The organism is Sutcliffiella sp. FSL R7-0096, assembly GCF_038595065.1.
Taxonomy (GTDB): Bacteria; Bacillota; Bacilli; order Bacillales; family Bacillaceae_I; genus Sutcliffiella_A.
Genome location: NZ_CP152003.1, coordinates 1,097,857 through 1,120,831 on the forward strand (window position 1 = coordinate 1,097,857; position 22,975 = coordinate 1,120,831).

21 protein-coding genes are annotated in these 22,975 nt (G+C 41.8%); 15 read left to right on the forward strand and 6 right to left on the reverse strand.

The annotated features are described in order from the left end of the window. Position 1 precedes the first annotated feature (1 nt). From MKY77_RS05605 to MKY77_RS05635, 7 genes are all read left to right on the forward strand, one after another. Positions 2 to 454, forward strand: a complete 453-nt coding sequence (locus tag MKY77_RS05605; RefSeq protein ID WP_339149295.1) for a flavodoxin — start codon at positions 2 to 4, stop codon at positions 452 to 454. A gap of 30 nt (positions 455 to 484) precedes the next feature. Beyond that, the gene (locus tag MKY77_RS05610) at positions 485 to 613 is read left to right on the forward strand and encodes an FbpB family small basic protein (protein WP_339149296.1); all 129 of its coding nucleotides are present in this window, start codon (positions 485 to 487) and stop codon (positions 611 to 613) included. Between the two features lie 167 nt (positions 614 to 780). After that, on the forward strand, positions 781 to 2,520 hold the full coding sequence (locus MKY77_RS05615; protein ID WP_339149297.1) for an alpha-amylase family glycosyl hydrolase: 1,740 nt from the start codon (positions 781 to 783) through the stop codon (positions 2,518 to 2,520). Positions 2,521 to 2,533: 13 nt separating this feature from the next. Continuing rightward, a complete protein-coding gene (locus tag MKY77_RS05620; RefSeq protein ID WP_339149298.1) occupies positions 2,534 to 3,691 on the forward strand; it encodes a glycerate kinase in 1,158 nt (385 codons plus the stop codon). Further along, complete coding sequence (locus MKY77_RS05625; RefSeq protein WP_339149299.1) at positions 3,688 to 5,313, forward strand: sodium:solute symporter; 1,626 nt, start codon at positions 3,688 to 3,690, stop codon at positions 5,311 to 5,313. The genes MKY77_RS05620 and MKY77_RS05625 overlap by 4 nt, the downstream gene beginning before the upstream one ends. Before the next feature lie 13 nt (positions 5,314 to 5,326). Then, positions 5,327 to 5,902 (forward strand): hypothetical protein, encoded by a 576-nt coding sequence (locus MKY77_RS05630; RefSeq protein ID WP_339149300.1) that lies wholly within the window; start codon positions 5,327 to 5,329, stop codon positions 5,900 to 5,902. A gap of 103 nt (positions 5,903 to 6,005) precedes the next feature. Then, positions 6,006 to 7,184: a sugar diacid recognition domain-containing protein gene (locus MKY77_RS05635; protein ID WP_339149301.1), complete on the forward strand. Its 1,179-nt coding sequence runs from the start codon at positions 6,006 to 6,008 to the stop codon at positions 7,182 to 7,184. Positions 7,185 to 7,283: 99 nt separating this feature from the next. Here the strand turns inward: MKY77_RS05635 and MKY77_RS05640 are convergent, their stop codons facing one another. From MKY77_RS05640 to MKY77_RS05655, 4 genes are all read right to left on the reverse strand, one after another. Beyond that, positions 7,284 to 7,919 (reverse strand): response regulator transcription factor, encoded by a 636-nt coding sequence (locus tag MKY77_RS05640; RefSeq protein ID WP_342515671.1) that lies wholly within the window; start codon positions 7,917 to 7,919, stop codon positions 7,284 to 7,286. Further along, a complete protein-coding gene (locus MKY77_RS05645; RefSeq protein WP_342515672.1) occupies positions 7,903 to 10,110 on the reverse strand; it encodes an ATP-binding protein in 2,208 nt (735 codons plus the stop codon). Before MKY77_RS05645 ends, MKY77_RS05640 begins: the two co-directional genes overlap by 17 nt. Before the next feature lie 38 nt (positions 10,111 to 10,148). After that, positions 10,149 to 10,307, reverse strand: coding sequence for a competence protein ComX (locus MKY77_RS05650; protein ID WP_339149304.1), 159 nt, complete (start codon positions 10,305 to 10,307; stop codon positions 10,149 to 10,151). 75 nt (positions 10,308 to 10,382) lie between these two features. Continuing rightward, entirely contained in the window at positions 10,383 to 11,237 is an 855-nt protein-coding gene (locus MKY77_RS05655; protein WP_339149305.1) for a polyprenyl synthetase family protein, read from the reverse strand. 192 nt (positions 11,238 to 11,429) lie between these two features. Between MKY77_RS05655 and MKY77_RS05660 the strand changes: the two genes are divergently transcribed. The 5 genes from MKY77_RS05660 (at position 11,430) to MKY77_RS05680 (ending at position 17,109) form a co-directional block, all read left to right on the forward strand. Then, entirely contained in the window at positions 11,430 to 11,783 is a 354-nt protein-coding gene (locus MKY77_RS05660; protein ID WP_339149306.1) for a hypothetical protein, read from the forward strand. Between the two features lie 102 nt (positions 11,784 to 11,885). Continuing rightward, on the forward strand, positions 11,886 to 12,326 hold the full coding sequence (locus tag MKY77_RS05665) for a hypothetical protein (protein ID WP_339149307.1): 441 nt from the start codon (positions 11,886 to 11,888) through the stop codon (positions 12,324 to 12,326). 15 nt (positions 12,327 to 12,341) lie between these two features. Further along, positions 12,342 to 14,279 carry a DUF1430 domain-containing protein gene (locus MKY77_RS05670; RefSeq protein ID WP_339149308.1) on the forward strand — a complete coding sequence of 646 codons (1,938 nt, stop codon included), beginning with the start codon at positions 12,342 to 12,344 and terminating at the stop codon, positions 14,277 to 14,279. Next, on the forward strand, positions 14,276 to 14,887 hold the full coding sequence (locus tag MKY77_RS05675) for an ATP-binding cassette domain-containing protein (protein WP_339149309.1): 612 nt from the start codon (positions 14,276 to 14,278) through the stop codon (positions 14,885 to 14,887). Before MKY77_RS05670 ends, MKY77_RS05675 begins: the two co-directional genes overlap by 4 nt. A 257-nt stretch (positions 14,888 to 15,144) precedes the next feature. Next, positions 15,145 to 17,109 carry a bifunctional 2',3'-cyclic-nucleotide 2'-phosphodiesterase/3'-nucleotidase gene (locus MKY77_RS05680; RefSeq protein ID WP_339149310.1) on the forward strand — a complete coding sequence of 655 codons (1,965 nt, stop codon included), beginning with the start codon at positions 15,145 to 15,147 and terminating at the stop codon, positions 17,107 to 17,109. Positions 17,110 to 17,223: 114 nt separating this feature from the next. On the opposite strand, the gene MKY77_RS05685 is transcribed toward MKY77_RS05680, so the two are convergent. Further along, positions 17,224 to 17,628 carry a sporulation protein gene (locus MKY77_RS05685; protein ID WP_339149311.1) on the reverse strand — a complete coding sequence of 135 codons (405 nt, stop codon included), beginning with the start codon at positions 17,626 to 17,628 and terminating at the stop codon, positions 17,224 to 17,226. A gap of 145 nt (positions 17,629 to 17,773) precedes the next feature. Then, the gene (locus MKY77_RS05690; protein WP_339149312.1) at positions 17,774 to 19,204 is read right to left on the reverse strand and encodes a hypothetical protein; all 1,431 of its coding nucleotides are present in this window, start codon (positions 19,202 to 19,204) and stop codon (positions 17,774 to 17,776) included. 193 nt (positions 19,205 to 19,397) lie between these two features. Here MKY77_RS05690 and MKY77_RS05695 point away from each other — a divergent pair, with 193 nt between their 5' ends. From MKY77_RS05695 to MKY77_RS05705, 3 genes are all read left to right on the forward strand, one after another. Beyond that, positions 19,398 to 20,366, forward strand: a complete 969-nt coding sequence (locus tag MKY77_RS05695) for an amidase family protein (RefSeq protein WP_339149313.1) — start codon at positions 19,398 to 19,400, stop codon at positions 20,364 to 20,366. After that, positions 20,335 to 20,895, forward strand: coding sequence for an amidase family protein (locus MKY77_RS05700; protein ID WP_342515673.1), 561 nt, complete (start codon positions 20,335 to 20,337; stop codon positions 20,893 to 20,895). Before MKY77_RS05695 ends, MKY77_RS05700 begins: the two co-directional genes overlap by 32 nt. Before the next feature lie 421 nt (positions 20,896 to 21,316). Beyond that, positions 21,317 to 22,972: an alkaline phosphatase PhoX gene (locus tag MKY77_RS05705; protein WP_339149315.1), complete on the forward strand. Its 1,656-nt coding sequence runs from the start codon at positions 21,317 to 21,319 to the stop codon at positions 22,970 to 22,972. Positions 22,973 to 22,975 lie beyond the last annotated feature (3 nt).

A 22,975-nucleotide genomic window follows, 5' to 3' on the forward strand; every position in this document is an offset into this window, starting at 1 on the left:
GATGAAAATAGGAATTTTTTATGCAAGCATGTCCGGAAACACAGAGGCAATTGCGGACAGTATCACAGAAAAATTTAAAATACATCAACATGAGGTGGTATTGGAGGATGTTCATAGTGTCGATAATGCTATGGATCTGTTACACTATGATGTGACCATATTAGGAATGTATACTTGGGGGGATGGTGATTACCCGGATGAATGCTTGGATCTAGTAGAAGAATTGGAGGAAACGGATCTTGAAGGTCATTCCTTTGCGATTTTTGGCTCTGGTGATACATCATATCCGGAATTCTGTGGTGCTCTTGACCATCTTAAAGAATTGCTTGAAAGCCGTGGGGGAAGTGTATTGGTTGATCCGCTTAAAATAGAGTTCAATCCTGAACCGGAGGATGAAGAAGAGATTGTTAAATTTGTCTTAGAAGTGGTTGGGAAACTAAAGAAGTCCGCGTAACAACTACTTATCTATAGAAGGACACGAATAATGAGAAAGAAACTGATGCAACAACTAATAGAGCAAAACAAACAAGATATTCTAAAAGATAAATTGAAAATGGAAAAAATACTGGATAAAATAGCTCAAGCAAGAATGATAAAAGCTAGTGATAAATAGTCTCGTCAGTCGTTAAACACGACTGACGTTTTTTTTATCATTTTAGTTGTTGTAACAAAAATAATAAAAAATTAAGGACTATATTTATTCTCCATAACATTGTAAGCGTTTTTCCTAATGTGTAGCATAAATGTTAAGAAACAACTAGCAACCAGGAGGGATTCCTTTTGAACAACCAACAACAAGTAACAGCAGAAATGACCAATAAGCTCGAGTTTGTGTACGGAAAAGAGACAGCTGCCTACTTACAAGATAAATTAACCAACCTAATGAATGAATATAGCTCAAAACTAGAAACACCACGCACTCCAAAAGAGTTTGTTACCGAAAAAGATGCGGTTCTTATCACATATGGTGATTCCATTAAGGAAGAAGGCAAAGCTCCACTTCAAAGCTTGCACGAGTTCTTAAGCGAAAACATCGGGGACAAACTATCTGGCGTTCACATTTTGCCATTCTATCCTTACAGCTCGGACGACGGTTTTTCCGTCATCGACTATTACGAGGTAAACAAAGACCTGGGGAACTGGGAGGACATTAAGTCACTATCCGGTAGCTATGATTTGATGTTTGACGGAGTCATCAACCATATTTCCGCGAAATCAGAATGGTTCCAAGAGTACTTAAAAGGCAACGAAAAATTCAAAGAGTACTTCGTGGAAGCAGATCCATCCCTAAACTATAGCAAAGTGACACGTCCAAGAGCACTGCCGTTGTTAACGGAATTCGAAACGGCAAATGGACCTAAGCATGTTTGGACAACATTCAGTGAGGACCAAATTGACTTGAACTACCGCAATCCGGATTTATTTTTACAGATTGCAGAACTCCTACTTTTCTATATCAGCAAGGGAGCGAAGATGATTCGTTTGGATGCGATCGGATTCATGTGGAAGGAGATGGGGACGACGTGTATCCATCTAGAGGAAACGCATAAGATTATTCAAACCTACAGAGATGTGGTCGATGCACTTGCACCTGAGGTAATCCTCATTACCGAAACGAATGTACCGCACAAGGATAATGTAAGTTATTTTGGAAACGGCTACAATGAAGCGCGCATGGTGTATCAGTTCCCATTGCCGCCATTGACATTGAACACCTTCCTGACTGGGGACGCGACTCACCTTCAAAATTGGGCGAGCAACTTGGAAGGTACGACAGAAGAGACGACTTTCTTCAACTTCCTAGCCTCTCATGACGGTGTTGGCGTGAGACCTGTTGAAGACATCCTTTCAAAAGAAGAAGTCGAGTCCATGATTGAAAAGGTACATGCGCATGGAGGGAACGTGTCCTATAAAGATAATGGAGATGGCACGAAGAGTCCTTATGAGTTAAACATTAACTACTTTGATGCTCTCTCCCACCCTGATGACGACCAAAGCATTCAAGTAAAAAGATTCCTTGCTGCACAGTCCATTTTATTGGCGATGGCGGGGGTGCCGGGAATTTATGTGCACAGTCTGCTCGGTTCCCGTAACTATCAGGAAGGTGTAGAGGAAACTGGACGCTTCCGTTCCATCAACCGTGAAAAATTGAATCGCCAGCAACTGGAGGCGGAACTGAAGGACGAAAGGTCATTAAGACACGAAGTCTTATCCAATATGAAAAAAATGCTGGATGTGCGTACGAACGAAAAAGCGTTCCATCCAAACAGTCCGCAACAGGTATTACTTGAAAACAACCAAGTGTATGCATTGGTAAGAACGAACAAGGATAGTGCCGGGAAAGTCGTTACGCTTGTGAACGTATCCAATGAAGAGCAAGAGATCAAGCTGTCTGCTGACAAATATGAATTAAATGCACAAACCTATACAGATCTATTTTCAAAAAAGGAAGTGGAAATTACAGACGAGGCGCTGTCTGTTACGTTACAGCCTTATGAAGTAATGTGGTTGAAAGGATAGGGGGAGATTGAGGGTGAAGATTGTTGTTGCACCAGATTCCTTTAAAGGTTCGATAGACAGTAAGGAAGTGGCACACATCATCTCCCGAGCTATTCAGGATTTCGATGCCTCGATTGAGGTAGTCGAAATCCCGATGGCAGACGGGGGAGAAGGAACGGTACAAGCGATGCTGCATATCCTTGGCGGGGAAGAAATCATCTGTGAGGTAGAAGACCCTTTAGGAAGAAAAATTAATGCAGGATATGGTTGGCTTCCAATAGAAAAGACGGCCATTATTGAAACCGCTTCCGCATCAGGACTTCCTTTGCTGACGAGAGAGGAGCTCGATCCTGAGATGGCTTCGAGCTTTGGAACGGGGCAACTTGTGAAGGATGCACTAGACAGGGGTGCGGAAAAAATCATCATTGGCCTTGGTGGAAGTGCAACGGTGGATGGTGGCGTAGGACTTTTCCAAGCACTTGGCTTAAGAGCAATGGATTTAGAAGGAAAGACTATTGAGCGAGTACGTGGAAAATTGGATTTAATCCAAGACATTGATATAAGCAATTTGGATGCAAGGCTACAACAAGTGAAAGTTATTGTCGCTTCAGATGTTACGAGTCCCTTGCTTGGCCCTGACGGTGCAGTATATGTATTTGGTCCGCAGAAAGGTGTCAAGGCAAACCAACTTCAACTATTTGAGGCTGGCATGGCTACTTTTGCAGAAGTGATGAAAAGAGCAACGAACAAGGATTGCACCCTTATGCCTGGAAGCGGGGCGGCAGGGGGGATCGGATTCATTCTTCAGTCCTTAGTGGATGTGGAGTTTAAAAGCGGTCTCGATCTTGTCGTGGAAATGAGTGATTTTCGAACGCATTTAAACGAAACTGATCTTGTCATCACAGGAGAAGGAAAAATAGATGGCCAGTCGGTCCTTGGTAAGGTGCCAGTGGGACTTTCTAGGATAGCCAAGGAAAGAGGAATTCCGGTGGTGGCCATTGCAGGTGGAATTGGGGAAGATACAGACATGTTGAAACAAGAGGGGATTGAAGCGGTTCTCTCTATCGTTGACGGTCCCATAACCATTGACGAAGCAATGAAGAATGGAAAAACATTATTGTACGAAGCAACGAGGAGAATGTTACACCTTATAGATATTGGCACAAAGCTGAAGGGGGTTAGAGGAGAATGAATGGTTTCACTACGATAGATTTTATTGTTCTTATAGTTTATGTAATCGGTATTGCTGCTTTCGGAGCATTCTTTGGAAAAAATCAAAAGACGACCAAAGATTACTTCCTAGGTGGGCGTAATATTCCTTGGTGGGCAGTAGGACTTTCTGTCATGGCAACACAAGCAAGTGCGATCACGTTTATTGGAGCACCTGGTTGGGGATATTCAGGTGGATTGGAAAGAATGAATACATTCATTAATATTCCACTTGTTATGGCATTCTTAATGGTAACGATTGTTCCATTCTTTTATCGTACAGAGGTTTACACAGCTTATGAGTATTTGGAAAAGCGGTTTGATACGAAGACACGCTCGCTAACAGCAGGATTATTTTTAGTTGCACGGGGCTTGGCAACAGGAGTAGTGCTTTATGCTCCCGCATTGGTATTATCTGTTGTAACGGGCTGGGATGTTAACATTACCATTATTTTGATGGCGCTTATCGCAGTAGCCTACACGGTGCTTGGTGGAATCTCTGCTGTAATCTGGACAGACGTGGTACAGATGTTTGTTCTATGGTTGGGAGCAGGTCTTGCCATTTTCACCATTGTAAGTGATGTGCCTGGTGGCTTTGCTGGTGCAGTATCCATGGGTTCTGATGCAGGCCTATTGCAATCCTTGGATTTTCGCTTTGATCTCTCTGTGGAATATAGCATTTGGGCCGGGATTATCGGTGGGTTTTTCATGCATGCTGCCTATTTCGGTACAGACCAAAGTCAGATCCAGCGCGTCCTGACAAGCAAATCATTAAAAGAAAGCAAGATGTCATTGATTATCAGTGGTTTGTTCATGTTCCCGCAAATGCTATTATTCTTATTCATTGGTATTCTGTTATTCGCATTCTATGCAAATGTAGGGGATCCAAATGTGGAAAACTTGAACGAGTTGTTCCCATTGTTTGTGGTGGAGTACTTACCGGTTGGAATTTCGGGACTGATTATTGCAGGGGTATTTGCTGCAGCAATGTCCAGTCTGGACTCTGCATTGAACTCTCTATCAGCGGTAACTGTACGTGATTTCTATGCGAAATTCTTCAAAAAGAACGCAAGTGAAGCTCACTACTTGAAGGCTTCTCGTTGGGCAACAGTATTCTGGGGGATTTATGCAACGATTTTTGCCTTCTTTGCAGGGAATCTTGGACCTGTCATTGAAACCGTTAACAAGATTGGCTCCTATTTTTACGGAGCATTACTAGGGGTATTTATCTTAGCTATCTTCATTCGCCGTGCAAACGGAACAGGTGCATTTGCCGGTGTCATCGCTGGGATGACTGCAGTTTGGGCTGTAACAACTTTTGCAAGCATATCCTGGTTATATAACAATGTAGTAGGTGCGGTCGTAGCGGTTGCAGTTGGTTATGCGGTAAGTCTATTAACGAAAGCACCAGTGAAAGAAAAGCTAGATGGACTGGTATACGAAACGAAAGATGAAAAAGTACAAGCAATGTTGGCAGCACGCCAGCAGTCCGCTGAAGAGATCGAAGAAGCGGAAGGGGAAAAACAGATGAAGAAATGGCCATATATCATGATTGTTTATTTCTTCGTGACACTTGTAATCTTATATGCAATTCAATCTATCTAAGGTGTGAGTGACGATGAATTCTTACTTTTTACCATCATTGATATCAAAAAAACAGGCAGTACAGTCGATTCAATCCTATCAAAATAATTGGATTACCAAATGGCAGTCTGTATTTGGATCGAAAAAGAAGCTAACTTCCATGGAGATGGTCTATCTACCGTATTGGTGCTACGATTATGAATACACGAGTCTGCAGATGAAAGAGCCAATTTGTGGGAAGGTTGCCGTGGAAACAGGAAAGCAGCTGACAGCTATCCTTCCATCCACTTCAGGGTTGGAGAAAGTAGACTTGACTGCAGGGGGAAAGACTCTCCTTGATGTATCTGGAGATTCGGAACAGAAAGTGGCGGAAGAAGCCATCTATTGGGAAGCTTTCACAAGGGAGAAAAAGAGAAAAGACATTCAAGTCACCATTACCGACACTAACTTACTATACGTTCCATACTGGTTAGGCTATGTGAAGAGTGGAAACCAGATGGAACTTATAATAGTCGACGCCACCAGTGGTAAAGTTGATTTAGGAATCAAAGATGCCATGATTCAAGCATTGATGGCAGGAAAAGAGATTGAAACATTATTAGCTAATTGATTTTAAAGTGACCAGCGTTACTTCTCCATAGAAGGCAACGCTGGTTTTTTGTGTTGTGGTTGGGTATATTGTAGAAAAGAAATCTACTAAGGGGCAAGACTTTATGGCAGGGTTATTAGATAAACAAGCACAACAAATCGTCCACGAGATGGAAAAGATCATCGAGAAGAATATCAACATCATGAACAACGATGGAATTATTATTGCCAGTAAGGACGCAGACAGAATCGGGACATTTCATGAAGGAGCCCGAAATGTCATTGAACGGGGCGAGACCGTGATGATATTTCCAGAAGATACCCTTCTCGGCTCCAAGCCAGGTGTGAACATGCCTATTTATTTTCATGAAGAACTTATTGGAGTCATCGGGATTACGGGTCATCCAAATGAGGTGCGGGACTTTGCGAAAATCATTCAGAAAATGACAGAGGTAATGGTAAAAGAGGCGTATGTGAGCAGAGAACTGGATCTGGAAAAACGTGCGAAGGAATTTTTCATACAAGAATGGATGCGAAGAAAGTGGGACAGTATCGAAGCGTTCGGAGTGCGAGGTCAGACCCTTTCCATCCAAACCAATGTCACAAGGCAGGCGTTCCTGCTTCGGTTGGACACAGCTCAAGAAAATGAAACCGAAGTGGCAAGACAGGAGAAGATGAGTGACCTGTTGAAAAAACTGCAACAAGTACTTGCAGTCTCCGAAACTGACCTGATTACATTATGGAAATCCAATCAGATTCTTTTATTGAAGGATACTCAAAACATCTCTATTTCAAGATGGTATGGGGAGGTTGAGAAGGCGATAAGTAAACTGGGAGCCTCTTTCGGTGTCATTATTTGTGGTGTCGGAAGGGAATATGATGGCCTGGAAGGGGCGGTAAAGTCCTTTGAAGAAGCAAGGTTGGCGCTGCGTTTTGTGGATGGTAGAGAAGGGAATTTGTTGCTTTTCAAGGAGCTTGGAATTGAGTCCATCATGCATGAAATACCAGAAGAGAAGATGGAGGATTTTATTGAGCGCTTTTTCCCTTTCTTTCTCGATCCGGACCACAAGCAGCTAGTGGAAACATTGAGGGCTTTCTTGGAGCATAATCAGAGTATTGCTTCTGCAAGCGAGGCTCTCTTTATTCACAAGAACACCTTACAATATCGTTTGAAAAAGATGAAAGAGCTGACCGGCTATGATCCAAGGTTGTTTCAAGATGCTGTGTTGTACTGGGTGGGGTTGGTTGGATTGGGGAAGGAGGAGCTAATAGGGACAGATCCCGCGACCCACTATAATGGGTAGTAGGATTCTGTCCCTAAGTTTTAGGCCCTGTTAAAGCATACTGTTGATTTTTCTAGCAACAGCGGTGTTTAACAGAGCCAAGTTTTAAAAAATTGATCCTTACTCAATCCATCCCTTTTCCATGGCTATCTTCAAGGCTTCTGCACGGGATTCGACATTAAGTTTGACGAATAGTTTGGAAAGGTAGTTTTCTACAGTTCGCTGTGTGACAGATAGTTCTACTGCGATGGCTTTGTTGGTGAAGCCTTGGGCGATCAGGTTTAGAATCATTTTTTCTTTATCGCTCAATGTCTGCTGGCTGTCCTGCAAAGAAAGGTGTAGCTGTGATTGGACGAAATCAAGAAAATCGTTAGGCAGAAGAATCTCCCTACGAAGAACAGCATGTATCGTCTGTATGACTTGCTCTTTTGTAGCGGTCTTGGATAATATGCCGTCTATTTTTCTTTTCAGGATCAGCTCATAGTAATCAGCTAGTTCAAAACCTGTATAGAGGATCACTAGTGAATCAGGCTCCCGCTGTTTGATAGATTCTGCCAGTTGTATGCCATTTATCGGCTTCATATTAATGTCTATCAAAAAGAGATGAAAGGAGTCCTTATCCAGTCTTCCTTCCACAGCAATTGGATTTTGTTCGGTTTCTATATGAAAGTTATCAAGCTCTTGCAAAAGCGTCATTGTGCCGTCAAGCACGACTGGATGATCGTCCACAATCAGTAGTTTAATCACTTGTATCACTGCTTTCTATCATTCGTATCTTTATACGCATTCCTTGCCCAGGAGCGGAATCCATATCCATTTCTCCGTTAAATGCCCTTACCCGTTCCCTCATGCCACTGATGCCCATGGAAGCAGTGGACTCGAAAACCTCGCTTGGTTCGCATCCGGCTCCATTATCTCGATAGATTAATTCAAAGCCCGTCTCTCCGACAGAATGTAAACGAAGTTCCACTTCAGAGGCTTTTGCATGCTTGATAGCATTATTTAACAACTCTTGAATCAGACGGTAAATCATCAGATAGAGCATGGGGTCTTTGAGTTGCGGAATGTCCAGATGGTCATCCAACATGAAGTCAGCACGCATTTTTATTTTCTGGATAAACTTTTTGAGTGCTGCCTGCAGTCCGAAAGTATCTAATAGAGGAGGGCTGAGATGCTCGCAATATTCCCGCAGATCCATGGAGGCATCAAGTAACTGCTCCCTGATGGTGATTATTTTCTCGGTGTATACTTCCATGGGACTGGTAACGAGTAGGTCGAGTTCTCTTGCAAGGTGTAGTTGTTCTTGCAGTACGGTATCATGAAGTTCCTGTGCCAAAATGGCCTTTTCCTTTTCGAGAATCTGCCAAAGTAGCTTGTCAAACCATGGGAGGCGATGGCTGTTTGCTGACTTCATCAATTGTAGCTCCTCCACTAGCTCCTCAACCAATTTAAGATTCCCGTAGAAGCTATGGAAATAGAGTGACAGTAATTCCAGCCACAACAGCTCTTCTTTTCTTAATGAAACTGTCTGTAAACCATTACCGATTGTCAGGACAATCTTTTCAGTTGCTGTTTCATGGAGTAACATTTGATATTTTTTCCCGGTCCTTGTGATTTCTCCAAGGGCCAACTGGTTGTATCCATCACTGTTTTTGTCAGCAGGAAACACTGTTAAGTCGAGAGAGGATACCTCGAGCTTTTCTACTACTTTTCTTTCGTATTTCAGAAAAAGTTCCTGCTGATTTCTTGCCTGCCCAAGGTCATGGATGGACAAATAAAGTCCGTGGATATAATCACCATTGGTCGAAAACAAGATCTTGCGTTGCCTGAAATCAATCTGTTCTTTTAGATAGAATACTGCGATCAATAAAATAACCAGGAACACATATATACGGGAAGTGTCCATGAAAGTTAAACGGTCACTACCCCAAAAATAGTAGATTCCAGCTGTCATCACGACTCCTGTACCAAGGGAAAGCATGGAATAGTATCGGAATCGGGTCATGTGATACTGAATATCGAACAGCCTGTCTGCCAATTGGATGTATATAAAAGAAAACGGGATGAATAGTAGAGAAAAGGCGCTGATATCTGCCGACAGAATATGTTGTTCTGTAAGGATTTCCGGCAAAGCATATAAAAGAATAAAGGGGAGTATCGGTAGGATCAGCCCCCATAATATAAATAGTAGCTTAGGAGATTTGGATTTAAAATATCCCCTGAGTAAAACAAAAAAAATACTTAAGGAAAGGATAAGAAAGAAACTTAAAATAATGTCAGATGTTAAATGAAAAAAATAAGAATTGAAACTCGTCATCACACTGAACAGAAGAATAATAAAAGGTAATGCGTATAATACAGTAATATTCTTAACAAAAACCCATTCCATTTTTAAATAGGCAAAGTACTCTTTTAAGAAATGAAGGAGAAATATAAGGCACAAGACAAGGAACGTGCCATTTACATATAATCCGATCGTGTCCAAGCGGCTTGAAGCTCCTCCGCTGATATAAGCCAAGGAGACAGAAAGCAGAAACAGGATCAGCAGAGTGTTCAATCTGTTTTGATGTTGCTTCACGAAAAGATACCAAGCAAGTCCTAGTGACAGGATGAAATAAAGGGAAGGAAGCAAGCTGTGCATAATCAATTGCTCAGGAAGATCCATGTGGGAAACTTCCACGCTATTAACACCACCACCCGGTTTCAAAAGGGTTAGATTGTTTGCCGCCCGAATGCTTTGATCTACCTTCATCGTGGATGATTCCTCTATGGATTTATTGTCTATACCCAGGATGATGTCTCCTGGTTCAATGTTATGCGATTTTGCCCAATCATTATATAATGGATCATCAACTACCCAATGACCCCCTTCTTCGCGAATCTCCATGCTGATAAAAGGAGTACTTACTGCTACATAAAGCAAATAGATTCCTAGGATGCTATACAAAAAGATAAAGTGTTGTAGATATTTGCTCTTATTCGATTTCATCTCCAGTAGCGGTTTTCCAAAACGACAGCTTCTTCATAGGCACGAAGGATTGACCGCTCTTGGTCCGTGTCCATTCCTACTAAACAAAGCTTGCCTTCTTTCAATAACTCCACAACATACTTATTCTGTTCTAAAAATGCGATCATTTTTATCATGTTATTTCCTCATTTCATTATAGATAATAATTTATTTTGTACTTTTGCAGATAATGGAATATCCTTCATTGCTTGTTACGCTTTCCTTTGATAATTATGTATGAAAAATAATGCATAGCGTATGGCACCACTTTCTGTGAGTGCTTGTTGAACTTGTTCTTTATCTAACGATATGGAATCCTCTTTTTCATAGTATCGCCTGATATGTCTAGAAAGTTCATCTTCTAATGCTAAAAGAAAAATAACTGGCAGAGTGAATTTTCGGTTAAGTATATCATTTTTCTTTCCCCAGCACTTTAGGTCGGAAATATCATTTTTCAGTTGATGAATGACACCGATATACCGCCCATAGCGCTCCACAGGTGCAGATGATTTTCCTGTAGCCAATACCATTCCAATAAGGCAGCTCATAGCAGTGAGGGACCCTGATTTTCTTTCAATCATTTGAAGATAGGAAGACTCATCAACGGCAAGGTTCAGTAAATCCCTCTGCTGTCCATCAATACTCTGTAAAGCGTATTTTTCCATTATTCTTCCTGCTAGATTTGAATGTGTAAGCGAGCTCTCCCAAATTATCTTCGATGACACTATCAGCATGGCCAAGGCGCTATTGATTCCTAATGCAGGGTGTGCTGCCCAGCTATGGCTACTGTCCCCGTCTTGAATATCATCTATCATATCAAAGCATAAGACCAACAACTCGATAGCTGCTGCTATCTTGAATATCTCTTCATCAAAATCTCTGGCGAACGCTTCATAATGAAGGATACAAAGCTCTGCAAAAGGAAGGGTATCATCTCCTTTTTCCTTTATAAAGAATAGCATCATGCTGCGAAAATCATCATCGATCTCTTTTTCGTTATTCAATAATGCAACGAGCGCTTGTTTAACATTCGTAGCTACATGATTCAATTGTTTTTCACTTCCCATTATTCGACAATTCCCTTACATTAGTTATTATCTATGAAACTGTGCAAATATGGAAGTCCGAAAAATCCTTTTCGGTTCCTCCCCTGTCAGTGTTTCGGAAAACCGATATGGAAATTTCGGGAAACTTGATGGTACGATGGATTTACTCGAGGAAAACCATCACAATATTGTGAGATTATTTAGGGGGATAAGATGAAAAAAGCACTTTTATCTATTGCTTTATGTGGAGGACTTCTTGGAATGTCAGCGATGGCACCAGCTTTAACGGCAGATGCAGCTACTAAATCGGCAACTGGAACTAGTTTTACAAAGGCTTGGTCAAAAAGCGTAAATACCGGTGACGGTGCAGGAGTATTAACGTATGGATATAACACAGCATGGATCAATGAAGACTTTGCTCATGCGTACCATGCATCTAAAACTCATTTTGCATCCATTTCAAACGGAAACGGTTCCCATGTGAGCTCAAGTGTTGGTGCAGGTAAAACGGCGAAAGTGGAAGTAAGACATGCTGGTTCTACCGTAACATATACTATCCACTATTAATCTTTCACTACCAATTATTTTAAAGAACACCTATAGTCGACTTATAGGTGTTCTTTAAAATGAATGGAATATTTCTATTAAAGAGACACAGGGGGTAAATAAATGAAAAAGAAAGCGGTAGTGATATTCTCAATTTTGGCTGGCATCGTTATTTTTTATAGTTTGGCATGGTATGTAAATAATGAAATGGTTTTCAATAAATACGAAGAAGGATTTGAGGAAATTCCACTCAGTCATACAAAGGTTAAAATGCTTGAAGAACATACTCTGTCAGTGAAAAAAGCGGATTTTGGGACATTTACCGGTAATCTCAGCATTACGAATATGGATGATACGGTATCCATTATTGTTTGGCCATCCCTGTTTGGAATGGAAAGCGGCATCATGATCACAGAGGAGGGAACATCTTATCAGATTCTTGTTGATGAGGACTTCCAGATTATCGATGAAACGGACGGAACTGGTCGAGAGCTTATGGAAAGACATAAAGAAGAGTTAGACAAACAGCAGGAAATTGCGAATCAGACATGGGATATTTTTTAAGGAAATGGCGGAATCATGAAAAAAATAAAATATTTGATGGCGTTTTTCTTTTTATCCATTGCCAGCATTTTTGTCGGTGAATTCTATATTTACTATTTAGATAACTTTGAAGAGGATTTCTACCATACTGAATTCTACAAGCCTTTTGATAGTAGCAATGAGGAGATGACAGAAGCACTCCTTGATGCTGCAGAAGACAATGAGATCATTCTTTTTACATTGGAAAGGAATGTCATCTCGACGATAAAGAGCGATATGATCATTTATGGGGAGGAGTCAGCCAAAGAGGAGCTCGAAAGCCGGGGAATTCAGTTCAGGAATAATCAAAGCCTTCTCTTAGGGGACATGAACGTCAGCTACCGAGACTTCTCCTCTTTTGAGCACAAGGAAAGTGGGCATGGCTATTATCTAGCAGGGGGCGAAGAGAATATTGTCCTTTTCAAGCAGCAACTTGTCGATCAATACGGCGGTGGATTTCCGAGGATGGGGGCCACATCCGATGCAAAAGGAATCGTATTTGTTTTCTTTAGCGTCTGCCTTCTCCTGATTCTGTTCTTAAGCTACTATGAGATTCAATTATTGAAAAAAGAGTTCTCCGTCCGTGTGCTCATGGGAGCCGATGCAACAAGGATGATATTCAGGCAGGTTGGGGCGGATGCTATTGTCTTTACGTTACTCTACTTCATCAGTTTCATGCTGACGAGCGAGCTTCATCACTCTTTATTTCATTGGAATGTCCAATTGACAGGTTTGTGTCTTTTCTTGGTGTTGAACAGTTTATTATATATAATCCTGCGGAAGGGAAACTTCAGGAAGACACTATCATCTGCAGGTGGAAAAAGTGTACTCGCGCTCAATTATGGATTAAAGGTTGTCATGAGTGTCCTGTGCATCTTGTCCATTACAGCCATGGCTACATTCATTGACCAGGGGCTTAATTATTACAAGCAAAAAGACATAATTTCCACTTTTGAAAATTACTCCTACGTTCAATTGAATTACCGGGATGTGACCAAATTTGAGGAAAGTGCTGCAATCAGGGAGAAATTTCATCAGACATTTGAAGAGAAGTCTGCAGATATGACAAATCTTCAAGGATCGGTGGTCGGGCAGACGGACTTCAACTATCCCGTCATCCGTATGAATGAAGGCGCCCTTAAGCAGCTACCTGAAGCTTTTATCGGGAAATTGGAGAAGGATTTCGTACACTTGTTGATTCCTGGTGATTTAAAGGACAGGAACGTTCCGATTGACGGGATAAAAGGTGTGTACAGTTTGTACGAACCATCCCATCCGCCTTTTAAAATAACATACTATGAGGAAGATTTAGAGGTTCTTAGTGCAAAGGATATGTTTTATCCTTTCAAAACAAGGCTGGAAACTAACCCGATTATGCTAGTAAACAGTGCTACATCCGGAGAGGATGTTAATAATGAATACGCGCAAATCAGGACATATATTGCCTATGACGTCATGTATGATATCACAGACGAGGAGTACCAAAGATTCCTTGCTGACAATGAGTGGAAAGACGAGCTTGAAGTAAAGACCAATGTTAAGGATCTGTATGAGTACAATTGGAAGATCATTCAACGCGGCATGTATATATCATTCATTCTTCTTGGACTGGTACTTGCGATGAATCTATTTATCGTGGCAACCATTCTCCGGGTCGAATACACATTTAACGCGAAAGAGTTACTGTTAATGAAAATACTCGGCAGATCCCTATTTGAACGTAACAGAAAGATCATCCTTCTATCCATAGGGGCAAGCGTCATCAGTGCATTAATAGCGATTGTCATCAGCTTTTTTATTAATACTCCTTTTACAGGCTACTTGATTATGGGCAGTGTTCTTATTTTACTTCTGGATTGCCTGATATTGTACCTCAATATCACCCGACTGGACCAAAAGAGCCTTGTAAAAGTTTTGAAAGGTGGGATTGTATGATTCAAGTAAAGCAACTGACAAAGAGATTTGGCAGCCGAACACTGTTCCAAAATTTAACCTTTACCTTGGAAAAAGGTGAATTTGCCATCATTTCGGGTAAAAGTGGGTGTGGAAAGACTACTCTATTAAACATCATCGGCGGAATAGAAGAAGCGGACGAAGGAAGCGTGTTGGTCAATGATGTGGAAATCACCAAGAAGTTTGATAAGAAAATCTATTACGGCAAAACGGTATCTTTCATTTTTCAGAATTTCGCCCTGATTGAGAATAAAACAGTCAAACAAAATTTCGAAATAATCGGTAAGAAAAATAGGTCGGGAATAAGCTATGATGAGGCGCTTGCTAAGGTCGGCCTACCAGATAAGTTAAACGAAAAAATATATACCCTCTCAGGTGGCGAGCAGCAGCGCATAGCCCTTGCCAGAACCTACTTGAAAAAGGCAGACCTTATTTTAGCTGATGAGCCAACAGGTTCTTTGGACAGGGAGAATGCGAACCGAATAATGACCATTTTGAAGGATTTAAACAAGGATGGAAAAACAATTATCATCGTGACACATGATGAGATGATAAAAGAACAAGCGCCGAGATTGATTGAGATACGATAGCAAGTTAGTGGATAAAGGAAAAGATGCCTGTGCTCCTTTTATAAGGTACACAGGCATCTTTCTTTATACCTATATGTATTCGTTTTCATCTAAGTGTTTGTTAGGGCTATTTTACAATATAAGCATTTGTGACTAAAAAAATGAAATATTATTGTTGTATTTTGTCAAATTCAGGCCTTTCAGATTATTTCTAATCTTACATTTCCCTCTATAATTAGAAGAGTATGACTATTAAACTTCAAAAGGAGCTGTTTGGCTTGAAAAAAGCTTTCCAACAACTAGGAAAAAAAGTGTTGGCTGCAACGATGGCAGTATCATTGCTTGCAACACCATCCATGGTCAACTCTGTAGATGCTGCACCAAAGGGGCCGAAAGCAGGACAACATGATGTGGAACTAAGAGTGATGGGAACAACAGATATCCACACACATTTATATAATTATGACTACTATAAGGATGCTGAAGTACAAGACTTTGGTCTTGCGAAGACAGCCACTCTTATAAAGCAGGCACGCGCAGAAGCAACAAACTCCATGCTTTTTGACAATGGGGACCTTATCCAAGGGAACCCTTTAGGTGACTACAAAGCAAAAGTAGACGTTTTACAACCGGGTGAGGTTCATCCAGTATTCCAAGCTATGGGATTATTAGATTATGATGCTGCGACTCTAGGAAACCATGAATTCAACTATGGATTGGATTTCCTTGACACGGTACTAGAAGGATCTCCATTCCCTTATGTTAGTGCCAATGTATTTTATGATGATGGTGCTGATAACAGTGAATATTATGTAAAACCTTATGAAATCATTAAGAAAAAATTCACGGATAATAAAGGAACAAATCAAGTTCTGCGTGTTGGGGTAACAGGTGTTGTAACTCCGCAAATCATGCAATGGGATAAAGCGCATCTTGAAGGAAAAGTTGTAACAAAGGATATCGTCAAATCTGTAGAAGCAGTCATTCCTCAAATGGAAAAAGCAGGGGCTGACATCATCATCGTCTTGGCACACTCCGGTATTGGTGATGTGGAATATGTGGAGATGGCTGAAAACGCCACATATAATCTCACACAGGTAGAGGGCGTTGATGCCATCATCACAGGTCACAATCACTTGAAATTCCCTGGGGATTTCAGAAACCTTCCAGGTGTAGATACAGAAAAAGGAACCATTAACGGTGTACCTGTAGTCATGCCTGGTAACTGGGGGAACAATTTAGGGATAATGGATTTAACACTTTCCAAAGTGAAAGGTGACTGGCAAGTGACAAATTCCGCAACCAAGCTGATGAATGTATTAAATGTAGAAGCAGATCCTGCTATCTTGGAAGCGGTAAGAGAAGCACATGAAGGAACAGTAAACTATGTTCGTACACCAGTTGGTACGACTACTGCCGATATCCACAGCTACTTTGCATTGGTCCAGGATGATCCATCCATTCAAATCGTAACGAATGCACAAAAGTGGTATATTGAAAAGCAACTTGCAGGAACAGTAGATGAAGGAACTCCGATTTTATCTGCCGGTGCACCATTTAAAGCTGGCGGTAGAAATGGAGCGGAATATTACACTTACATCCCACAAGGGGAAATTGCTATTAAGAACGTAGCAGATTTATATCTTTATCCAAACACTGTTGCTACTGTAAAAGTAACGGGCGCTGACGTAAAAGAGTGGCTGGAAATGTCTGCAGGACAATTCAAGCAGATCGATCCGAACAACAGCAGTGAGCAAGCATTGATCAACGGAGATTTCCCGACTTATAACTATGACGTCATCGATGGTGTTACGTATGAAATTGATGTAACAGAACCTGCGAAGTATAACAAAGACGGTGTGGTCGTGAACGAAGGGGCAAACCGCATCAAGAATCTGGAGTATAATGGACAGCCAATCGACTTGAATCAGGAGTTCATCGTGGTTACGAATAACTACCGTGCGAGCGGTAACTTCCCAGGTGTACGCAACAACAGAGGTGTGGAAATGTACCCAGATGAGAACCGTCAGGCTATCATCGACTACATCTTAGAACAAGGTGAGATTGATCCATCCGCAGACGGAAACTGGGCATTTGCTCTAATCAACAATTCCGTCAACGTAACATTCGACTCCTCACCAAACGCAGTCGATGCATTACCGGAAAATGGAACTATCCAATACGAAGGCGCTTCACAAAACGGCTTCGCTAAATACAAACTAACCATACCAACAGCAGAATGATTTAGAAGAAGAGGGGGGGACTTTATCGCTTTAGAGTGGTGAGGGTCAGACCCCCTTTATTTCTTTAATTAAATAAAGTGAGCAATTAACACAAAGGCCTGACTTCTTAATGAGTCAGGCCTTCATTGATTTATATTCGAGTACGACGATTTCGTCATGGTCGATTTTTTTTATGTCATCCTGAAAGATGAGTCTTGTATTTAAACGGTAGCTTATATATTCTGTGGTAGGATCAATATCTTTAGGAAGTTGATAGCAAAAAGGGTATTCTGTTTTATCATTTGCATCCATGCTTTTGGACATAAGGATGGTTGTGACGGCATCGACCGTTTCTATCACATCTCCTTGAAACTCCTTTACCAAATCGCATTCCAGCCTTTTAATATGTTGCTTGGCCCATCCACCTTCCACATGAAAGGAGCCTGTCACTTTCTCCCCTGGTCTTAACTCATTAAAATCCAAAACAAGATCTACATGAGGAGAACCTATATTTAAGTAGCTCATCATTTTTTTTATCATATCCATGAACCTCCGGAAAGAGTGTTTATATTACAGCTCATTATATAATAAGATACGGACAGAAGGATTAAAGGTTTCAAAAAAACATACAAAAAAGCCCCCATCCATAAAAATTGGACGAAGACTTTATCTATCCTCTTCTATTCTAAAACAACCAAAGTCCCACGAATGTTGCGACAGCCAAACCTAATAGCACCGGTACAAAGCTTCGTCTCACAAGTTCCATTACAGGAACCTTTGCAAATCCAGCTACTGCAACAAGGGATGACCACGCAATCAACGTTCCGCCTCCGACCCAAATTGATCCCATCTGTCCGATGGCGGCAAGGGTTGCTGCCTCCACACCGACACTATCTCCAAGTGCACCAGATAGTGCTCCTACAAGGGGAAGACCAGAAAAGCCGGATCCATCCAGACCTGTAATCATCCCTATCAACAAGATTCCAAACCCTGCAATAAAGGAGCTTTCCGGAATATAGGCCTGACCTGCGAGAATGAGGTCAAATAAGAAGGAAGGGGTTTCTTCAACAGGCGTCCCCAAAATTCTTGCTGCAAGCTCCCCACTACCAATAAAGAAGAAACCTGCAATTGGTATAACCGGCCCCATCGCCTTAAAAGCAAACAAAAAGCCCTTGACGATATTGTCGCTCACAGTTTGTAGAGAATTACGGGCGTTAAGGAAGAACGATGCCCCAATTAATAAAATGAGAGAAGCCCCACCGATAAGTGCTGCGCCGGATCCACCTTCTAGAGAAGGAAGGACATCAGAAAACTTGGCAAGGATCATATAAATGATAATGGCAAGAAACGTTCCCGGAACTAAGAAAGCAAACAGCGAGCTGTACTTGCTTTTTGCCACAGGGCCGCCTTCTGTAATGCCTTCCGTATCACCGTTCTGGTTGTCCGTGTTGTTCCATTTTGTTAAATGCTCATTTGACGGAAGTGCAATAAGCTTACGTATGGAAATATAAGCAAAAGTGATGGCAACTACACCAGTCACAATCGATAAAATGAATCCACGATCAGCTACTGTTCCAATATCCACCGCAGCAGCGGTCGCTGTTAAAGAAGGTGCAATCTGAATGATATAGTCTGACGATAAAGCCATACCCTGACCGGCAAGGGAAATAGCGATAGCAGCTCCAATCGGCGGGAGTCCGGCTCTGATAGCAACTGGAATAAGTAGTGCACCAACTAGAGGCACCGCTGGAGTCGGCCAGAAAAACAGGGATATGGCATAGGTGACAAACACCAGAACCCAAAAAGATATATGGCCATTTTTCATGACCCGCTGAAAAGGAGTAATCATTTGTTCGTCCGTACCGAGCGACTTCAAAGAATGAAGCAGTGCTGTCATGATAGCGATGATCAGAAAGATGTTAAAAAGCTCTCCCGCTGCCACTAGACTGGCATTAAATATGGTTTGTAGCCCAAATGTAAACGAACCGCTGAAAATCCAACCCACCAAAAACGTGACCAAGATGGCAGGGACCACCACATTTTGCCTGAACAGCATCGTGAATATAATAACCAACGTACCCACCAAATACATCCAATGCGCCGCAGTCAATTCCATCTATACCAAACTCCCCTCTGAGGCGAACAAGCCCAAGATTAAAAATATGAATCTATGTACAATAGCCTATGTTGGGAGATGGGCTTTGGTGTAAGTCATGAAAAACTCCTAATAAAACAAAGTCAGATATTGCTTGGAATGCAGAGTTTTATTCCTCTTCATTGCGGAATAGAGTATAGAGAGGTGATAAACGTTGAAGAAGCATGAATACAAAAGCTATGACGGACTTGGACTGGCTGAATTGGTCCAAAAAAAGGAAGTCAAGCCAATTGAACTGTTGGAAATGGCCATCAGTGAAATTGAAACTCAAAACCCACAGTTGAATGCGGTGATCCATACGATGTATGAGCAGGCAAGAGTTGCCTCCGAAAAAACCAATGGACAGTTTGCAGGAGTTCCTATACTACTTAAGGATATAGGCCAGGAAGTAAAAGGGGAACCCAAAACATTAGGTTCTAGAGCTTTAGAAAAATATAGAGCAAAGACGGATTCAGAATATGTAAAAAGGTTAAGGAAAAGTGGATTCTTATTTCTAGGGCAAACGAATGTCCCAGAGTTCGGTTTAATGGCAATTACAGAACCTGTTGTTTATGGTCCTGCCAGGAACCCATGGAAACTGTCACATACTCCAGGTGGCTCAAGCGGTGGATCTGCAGCTGCCGTAGCTTCAGGAATGGTACCAATCGCAGGGGCAAATGATGGAGGTGGTTCCATCAGGATTCCTGCTGCCTATTGTGGCTTGTTCGGCTTAAAACCAACAAGAGGAAGAACTCCGGTCGGACCGCAATTTGGCCGCTTTTGGCAGGGAGCAGCGGTGGAACATGTGGTGACAAAGACTGTGCGCGATAGTGCAGCTGTCCTTGATAAATTGAAAGGAGATGAAAAGGGAGCTGCATTTTCAACTTCAACGTATGAAGGGAGTTATTTGGAGAAGCTGCAACATCCCCTGGAAAAGAAGCTGCGTATTGCTTTTTCTACGAAATCACCGATCGGAACGGAAGTCCATTCGGATTGTGTGGAGGCAGTCGGAAAAACGTTGAAATACCTGGAGGCATTGGGGCATACCGTCGAAGAGGTGGAAGCGCCTGTGGAGGGAAGGAAAATCGCCAACAGCTATCTATCCCTCTACTTTGGAAGTAAGTGCCATGGTTTCCATGCTTGAGGAGATACTTGGCAGGAAAGCAACATTGAATGATGTGGAGCCGGCGACCTGGCTGCTTGCCCTAATCGGAAAATCGATGACCGCCCAGGAATTTGTTCTAAGTTTACGGGAGTGGGACATAGCTGCTTATGCGATGGAAGAATTTCACGAAACCTATGATTTATATGTCACACCAACTACCGCTTCCCCTCCAGCAAGAATAGGAGACCATAAGTTAAAGCCGTTAGAAAGTATTGCTCTGCAAGTAACAGGCAAGCTAGGGTCAGCCACACTCCTAAAGAAAATGGGGATTGTGGAGCAGCTAGTGCAAGAAAGCCTGAAAAGGGTGCCGTTTACACAGCTTGCTAATCTAACTGGTCAGCCTGCCATTTCGGTACCGCTGCATTTAACTAATGATGGTCTTCCTATTGGGGTTCAGTTTATGGCAGCAAGAGGGAGAGAAGACTTGTTGCTACAGATGGCAGGACAGTTGGAGGAATCAGATTTATGGCTAGAGAACGAAGCGTTGAAAATGGTGAGTGTACAGTAGCTAGATTTTATAGGCGTGTATGGAGAAGCTTCCCTGATGAAGGGAAGTTTTTTGGTTGTTATAGGCTGTTTTCGTATACTTTGGTGCTTCTTCGCATTTATAACACACCGTTATATTCATTCCTGTCGTGCTATTTTCCAGAAAAGACTTTCATGCCTTTTTAGAGTTTCTATGCCGTAGAAAATCCAATTGCCGACTTTTTACTAGTGATTAGCAACAAACTTTGAGAAAAAAGCTTAGTTATAAATCTGGGACTTAAGGAAGTTGACGTCTAGTTCATTGGTTTGGGAATTTACATTTCTTCATATTTGGCAGGACTAAAGTAGGGTGGTCATTAAAATACCTTTAATGAAATCTAAATCTTACCTCAGTAATCTCTTAACATTCCTCCTGTAGTATGTCATTTGTAGGCAAAACGAATATGGGATATGAGGTGTTAAAAGTGGATGTGAATCGTAGAAAATTTTTGACTTATGTAGGTTCAGGGATGACGGCATTAACATTTGCTTCAACTGGTTTAAGTGCTTTGGCTCCAAAAGTTGCAGCTGCAGACAAGGAAAGGGACAGTCTATTTGGTTATGAAAACAGGGCTTCTAAAATCAGCTTTAAACCAATCGCACCAACAAGAGAAGATCAACTCGTACTGCCCACAGGATATACATATGATGTTGTTGCGGCATATGGTGATGTAATAAATAAAAAGGGAGATACCTTTGGATTTAATTGTGACTTCACCTTGTATCTGCCAATCCAGGGAAGCCGAAGGGGGCTCCTTCTTGTAAACCATGAATATACCAACCCATTGTTTGTGGAAGGGCCAATTAATGGGGACTATACACCAGCTCAAATTGAAATGCTGTTATATAATCAGGGGCTTTCTATTATTGAAGTTTACCAGGATCCTGTTTCAAAGGTTTGGAAGATGGACACAGATTCCAAGTTTGCCAGAAGGATTTCTGGACTAGCTCCTTTCGAGTTGACAGGACCTGCAAAAGGGACAGCTTCCGTCAATGGAGCAACAGTGGTTCAAGGAACATTTGCAAATTGTTCTGGAGGGGCAACCTTATGGAACACCGTTCTCTCTTGTGAAGAAAACTGGGAAACGACAGCAGATAAAGCCAACCTGGATACCACTCATTATGGATGGGTAGTGGAAGTGGACCCATTCGATAAGGATGATAAATACTTTAAGCCCCGAAAGCACACGGCATTGGGACGCTTTCATCATGAAAACTGCGCAATGGGTCTATCCAAAGACCGTAGGGTTGTGGTTTATTCTGGTGATGATAAAGCGGGAGCCTGTGTCTATAAATATATCAGTAAAGGTAAGTTTAATGAATCTAAAGGGAAAGAGAACTCCAGACTACTAGAAGAGGGTACGTTGTATGCAGCAGACATGGAACTTGGAGTATGGCTTGCCCTTACTATTGAAAATGTCCGTGAGGCAGCAAGCGGAAATCAAGAGCTGTTGAATAAATTTAAAACGCAGGCAGATGTTCTTGTTCATGCACATGAGGCAGCAATCCTGCTAGGAGCAACTCCAACAGACCGCCCTGAGGATGTGGAGATTAGCCCAATTGATAATTCTATCTATATCGCCCATACAAATAATACTAGCAAGGGGAATTTTCACGGTCATATTACGAGATTCTTCGAAAGCAAAGGTGATCTGGGGTCTTTGACATTCAGTTATGAAATCTTTGCAGCCGGAGGTACACAAAGCGGTTTCAGTGCACCTGATAATTTAGATTTTGATCGTCATGGCAATCTTTGGACAGTGACGGATATTTCCACTAGTAGCTTAAATAGAGGAACTTATGAGCCTTTCAAGAACAACGGAATGTTTGTTATACCGACTACAGGTCTAGAGAAGGGAAAAGCATTCCAGTTCGCTTCAGGTCCAGTGGAAAGTGAACTGACAGGACCGTGGTTTACTCCGAATGAGAAAAACATGTTCTTATCCATACAGCACCCAGGCGAACAGACGAAAGATCTTAGTAACCCTACAAGTATGTGGCCACACCGCAAAGGCGATACCATGCCAAGACCGTCAGTAGTGGTGATTAAAGGATTTTAAAAA

What these genes read in the sequence shown, in the direction of transcription:
- MKY77_RS05605 (WP_339149295.1), top strand. Translation starts at nt 2, where the DNA reads ATGAAAATAGGAATTTTTTATGCAAGCATGTCCGGAAACACAGAGGCA.
- MKY77_RS05610 (WP_339149296.1), top strand. Translation starts at nt 485, where the DNA reads ATGAGAAAGAAACTGATGCAACAACTAATAGAGCAAAACAAACAAGAT.
- MKY77_RS05625 (WP_339149299.1), top strand. Translation starts at nt 3,688, where the DNA reads ATGAATGGTTTCACTACGATAGATTTTATTGTTCTTATAGTTTATGTA.
- MKY77_RS05630 (WP_339149300.1), top strand. Translation starts at nt 5,327, where the DNA reads ATGAATTCTTACTTTTTACCATCATTGATATCAAAAAAACAGGCAGTA.
- MKY77_RS05635 (WP_339149301.1), top strand. Translation starts at nt 6,006, where the DNA reads ATGGCAGGGTTATTAGATAAACAAGCACAACAAATCGTCCACGAGATG.
- MKY77_RS05650 (WP_339149304.1), bottom strand. Translation starts at nt 10,307, where the DNA reads ATGATAAAAATGATCGCATTTTTAGAACAGAATAAGTATGTTGTGGAG.
- MKY77_RS05655 (WP_339149305.1), bottom strand. Translation starts at nt 11,237, where the DNA reads ATGGGAAGTGAAAAACAATTGAATCATGTAGCTACGAATGTTAAACAA.
- MKY77_RS05660 (WP_339149306.1), top strand. Translation starts at nt 11,430, where the DNA reads ATGAAAAAAGCACTTTTATCTATTGCTTTATGTGGAGGACTTCTTGGA.
- MKY77_RS05665 (WP_339149307.1), top strand. Translation starts at nt 11,886, where the DNA reads ATGAAAAAGAAAGCGGTAGTGATATTCTCAATTTTGGCTGGCATCGTT.
- MKY77_RS05670 (WP_339149308.1), top strand. Translation starts at nt 12,342, where the DNA reads ATGAAAAAAATAAAATATTTGATGGCGTTTTTCTTTTTATCCATTGCC.
- MKY77_RS05675 (WP_339149309.1), top strand. Translation starts at nt 14,276, where the DNA reads ATGATTCAAGTAAAGCAACTGACAAAGAGATTTGGCAGCCGAACACTG.
- MKY77_RS05685 (WP_339149311.1), bottom strand. Translation starts at nt 17,628, where the DNA reads ATGATAAAAAAAATGATGAGCTACTTAAATATAGGTTCTCCTCATGTA.
- MKY77_RS05690 (WP_339149312.1), bottom strand. Translation starts at nt 19,204, where the DNA reads ATGGAATTGACTGCGGCGCATTGGATGTATTTGGTGGGTACGTTGGTT.
- MKY77_RS05705 (WP_339149315.1), top strand. Translation starts at nt 21,317, where the DNA reads ATGGGATATGAGGTGTTAAAAGTGGATGTGAATCGTAGAAAATTTTTG.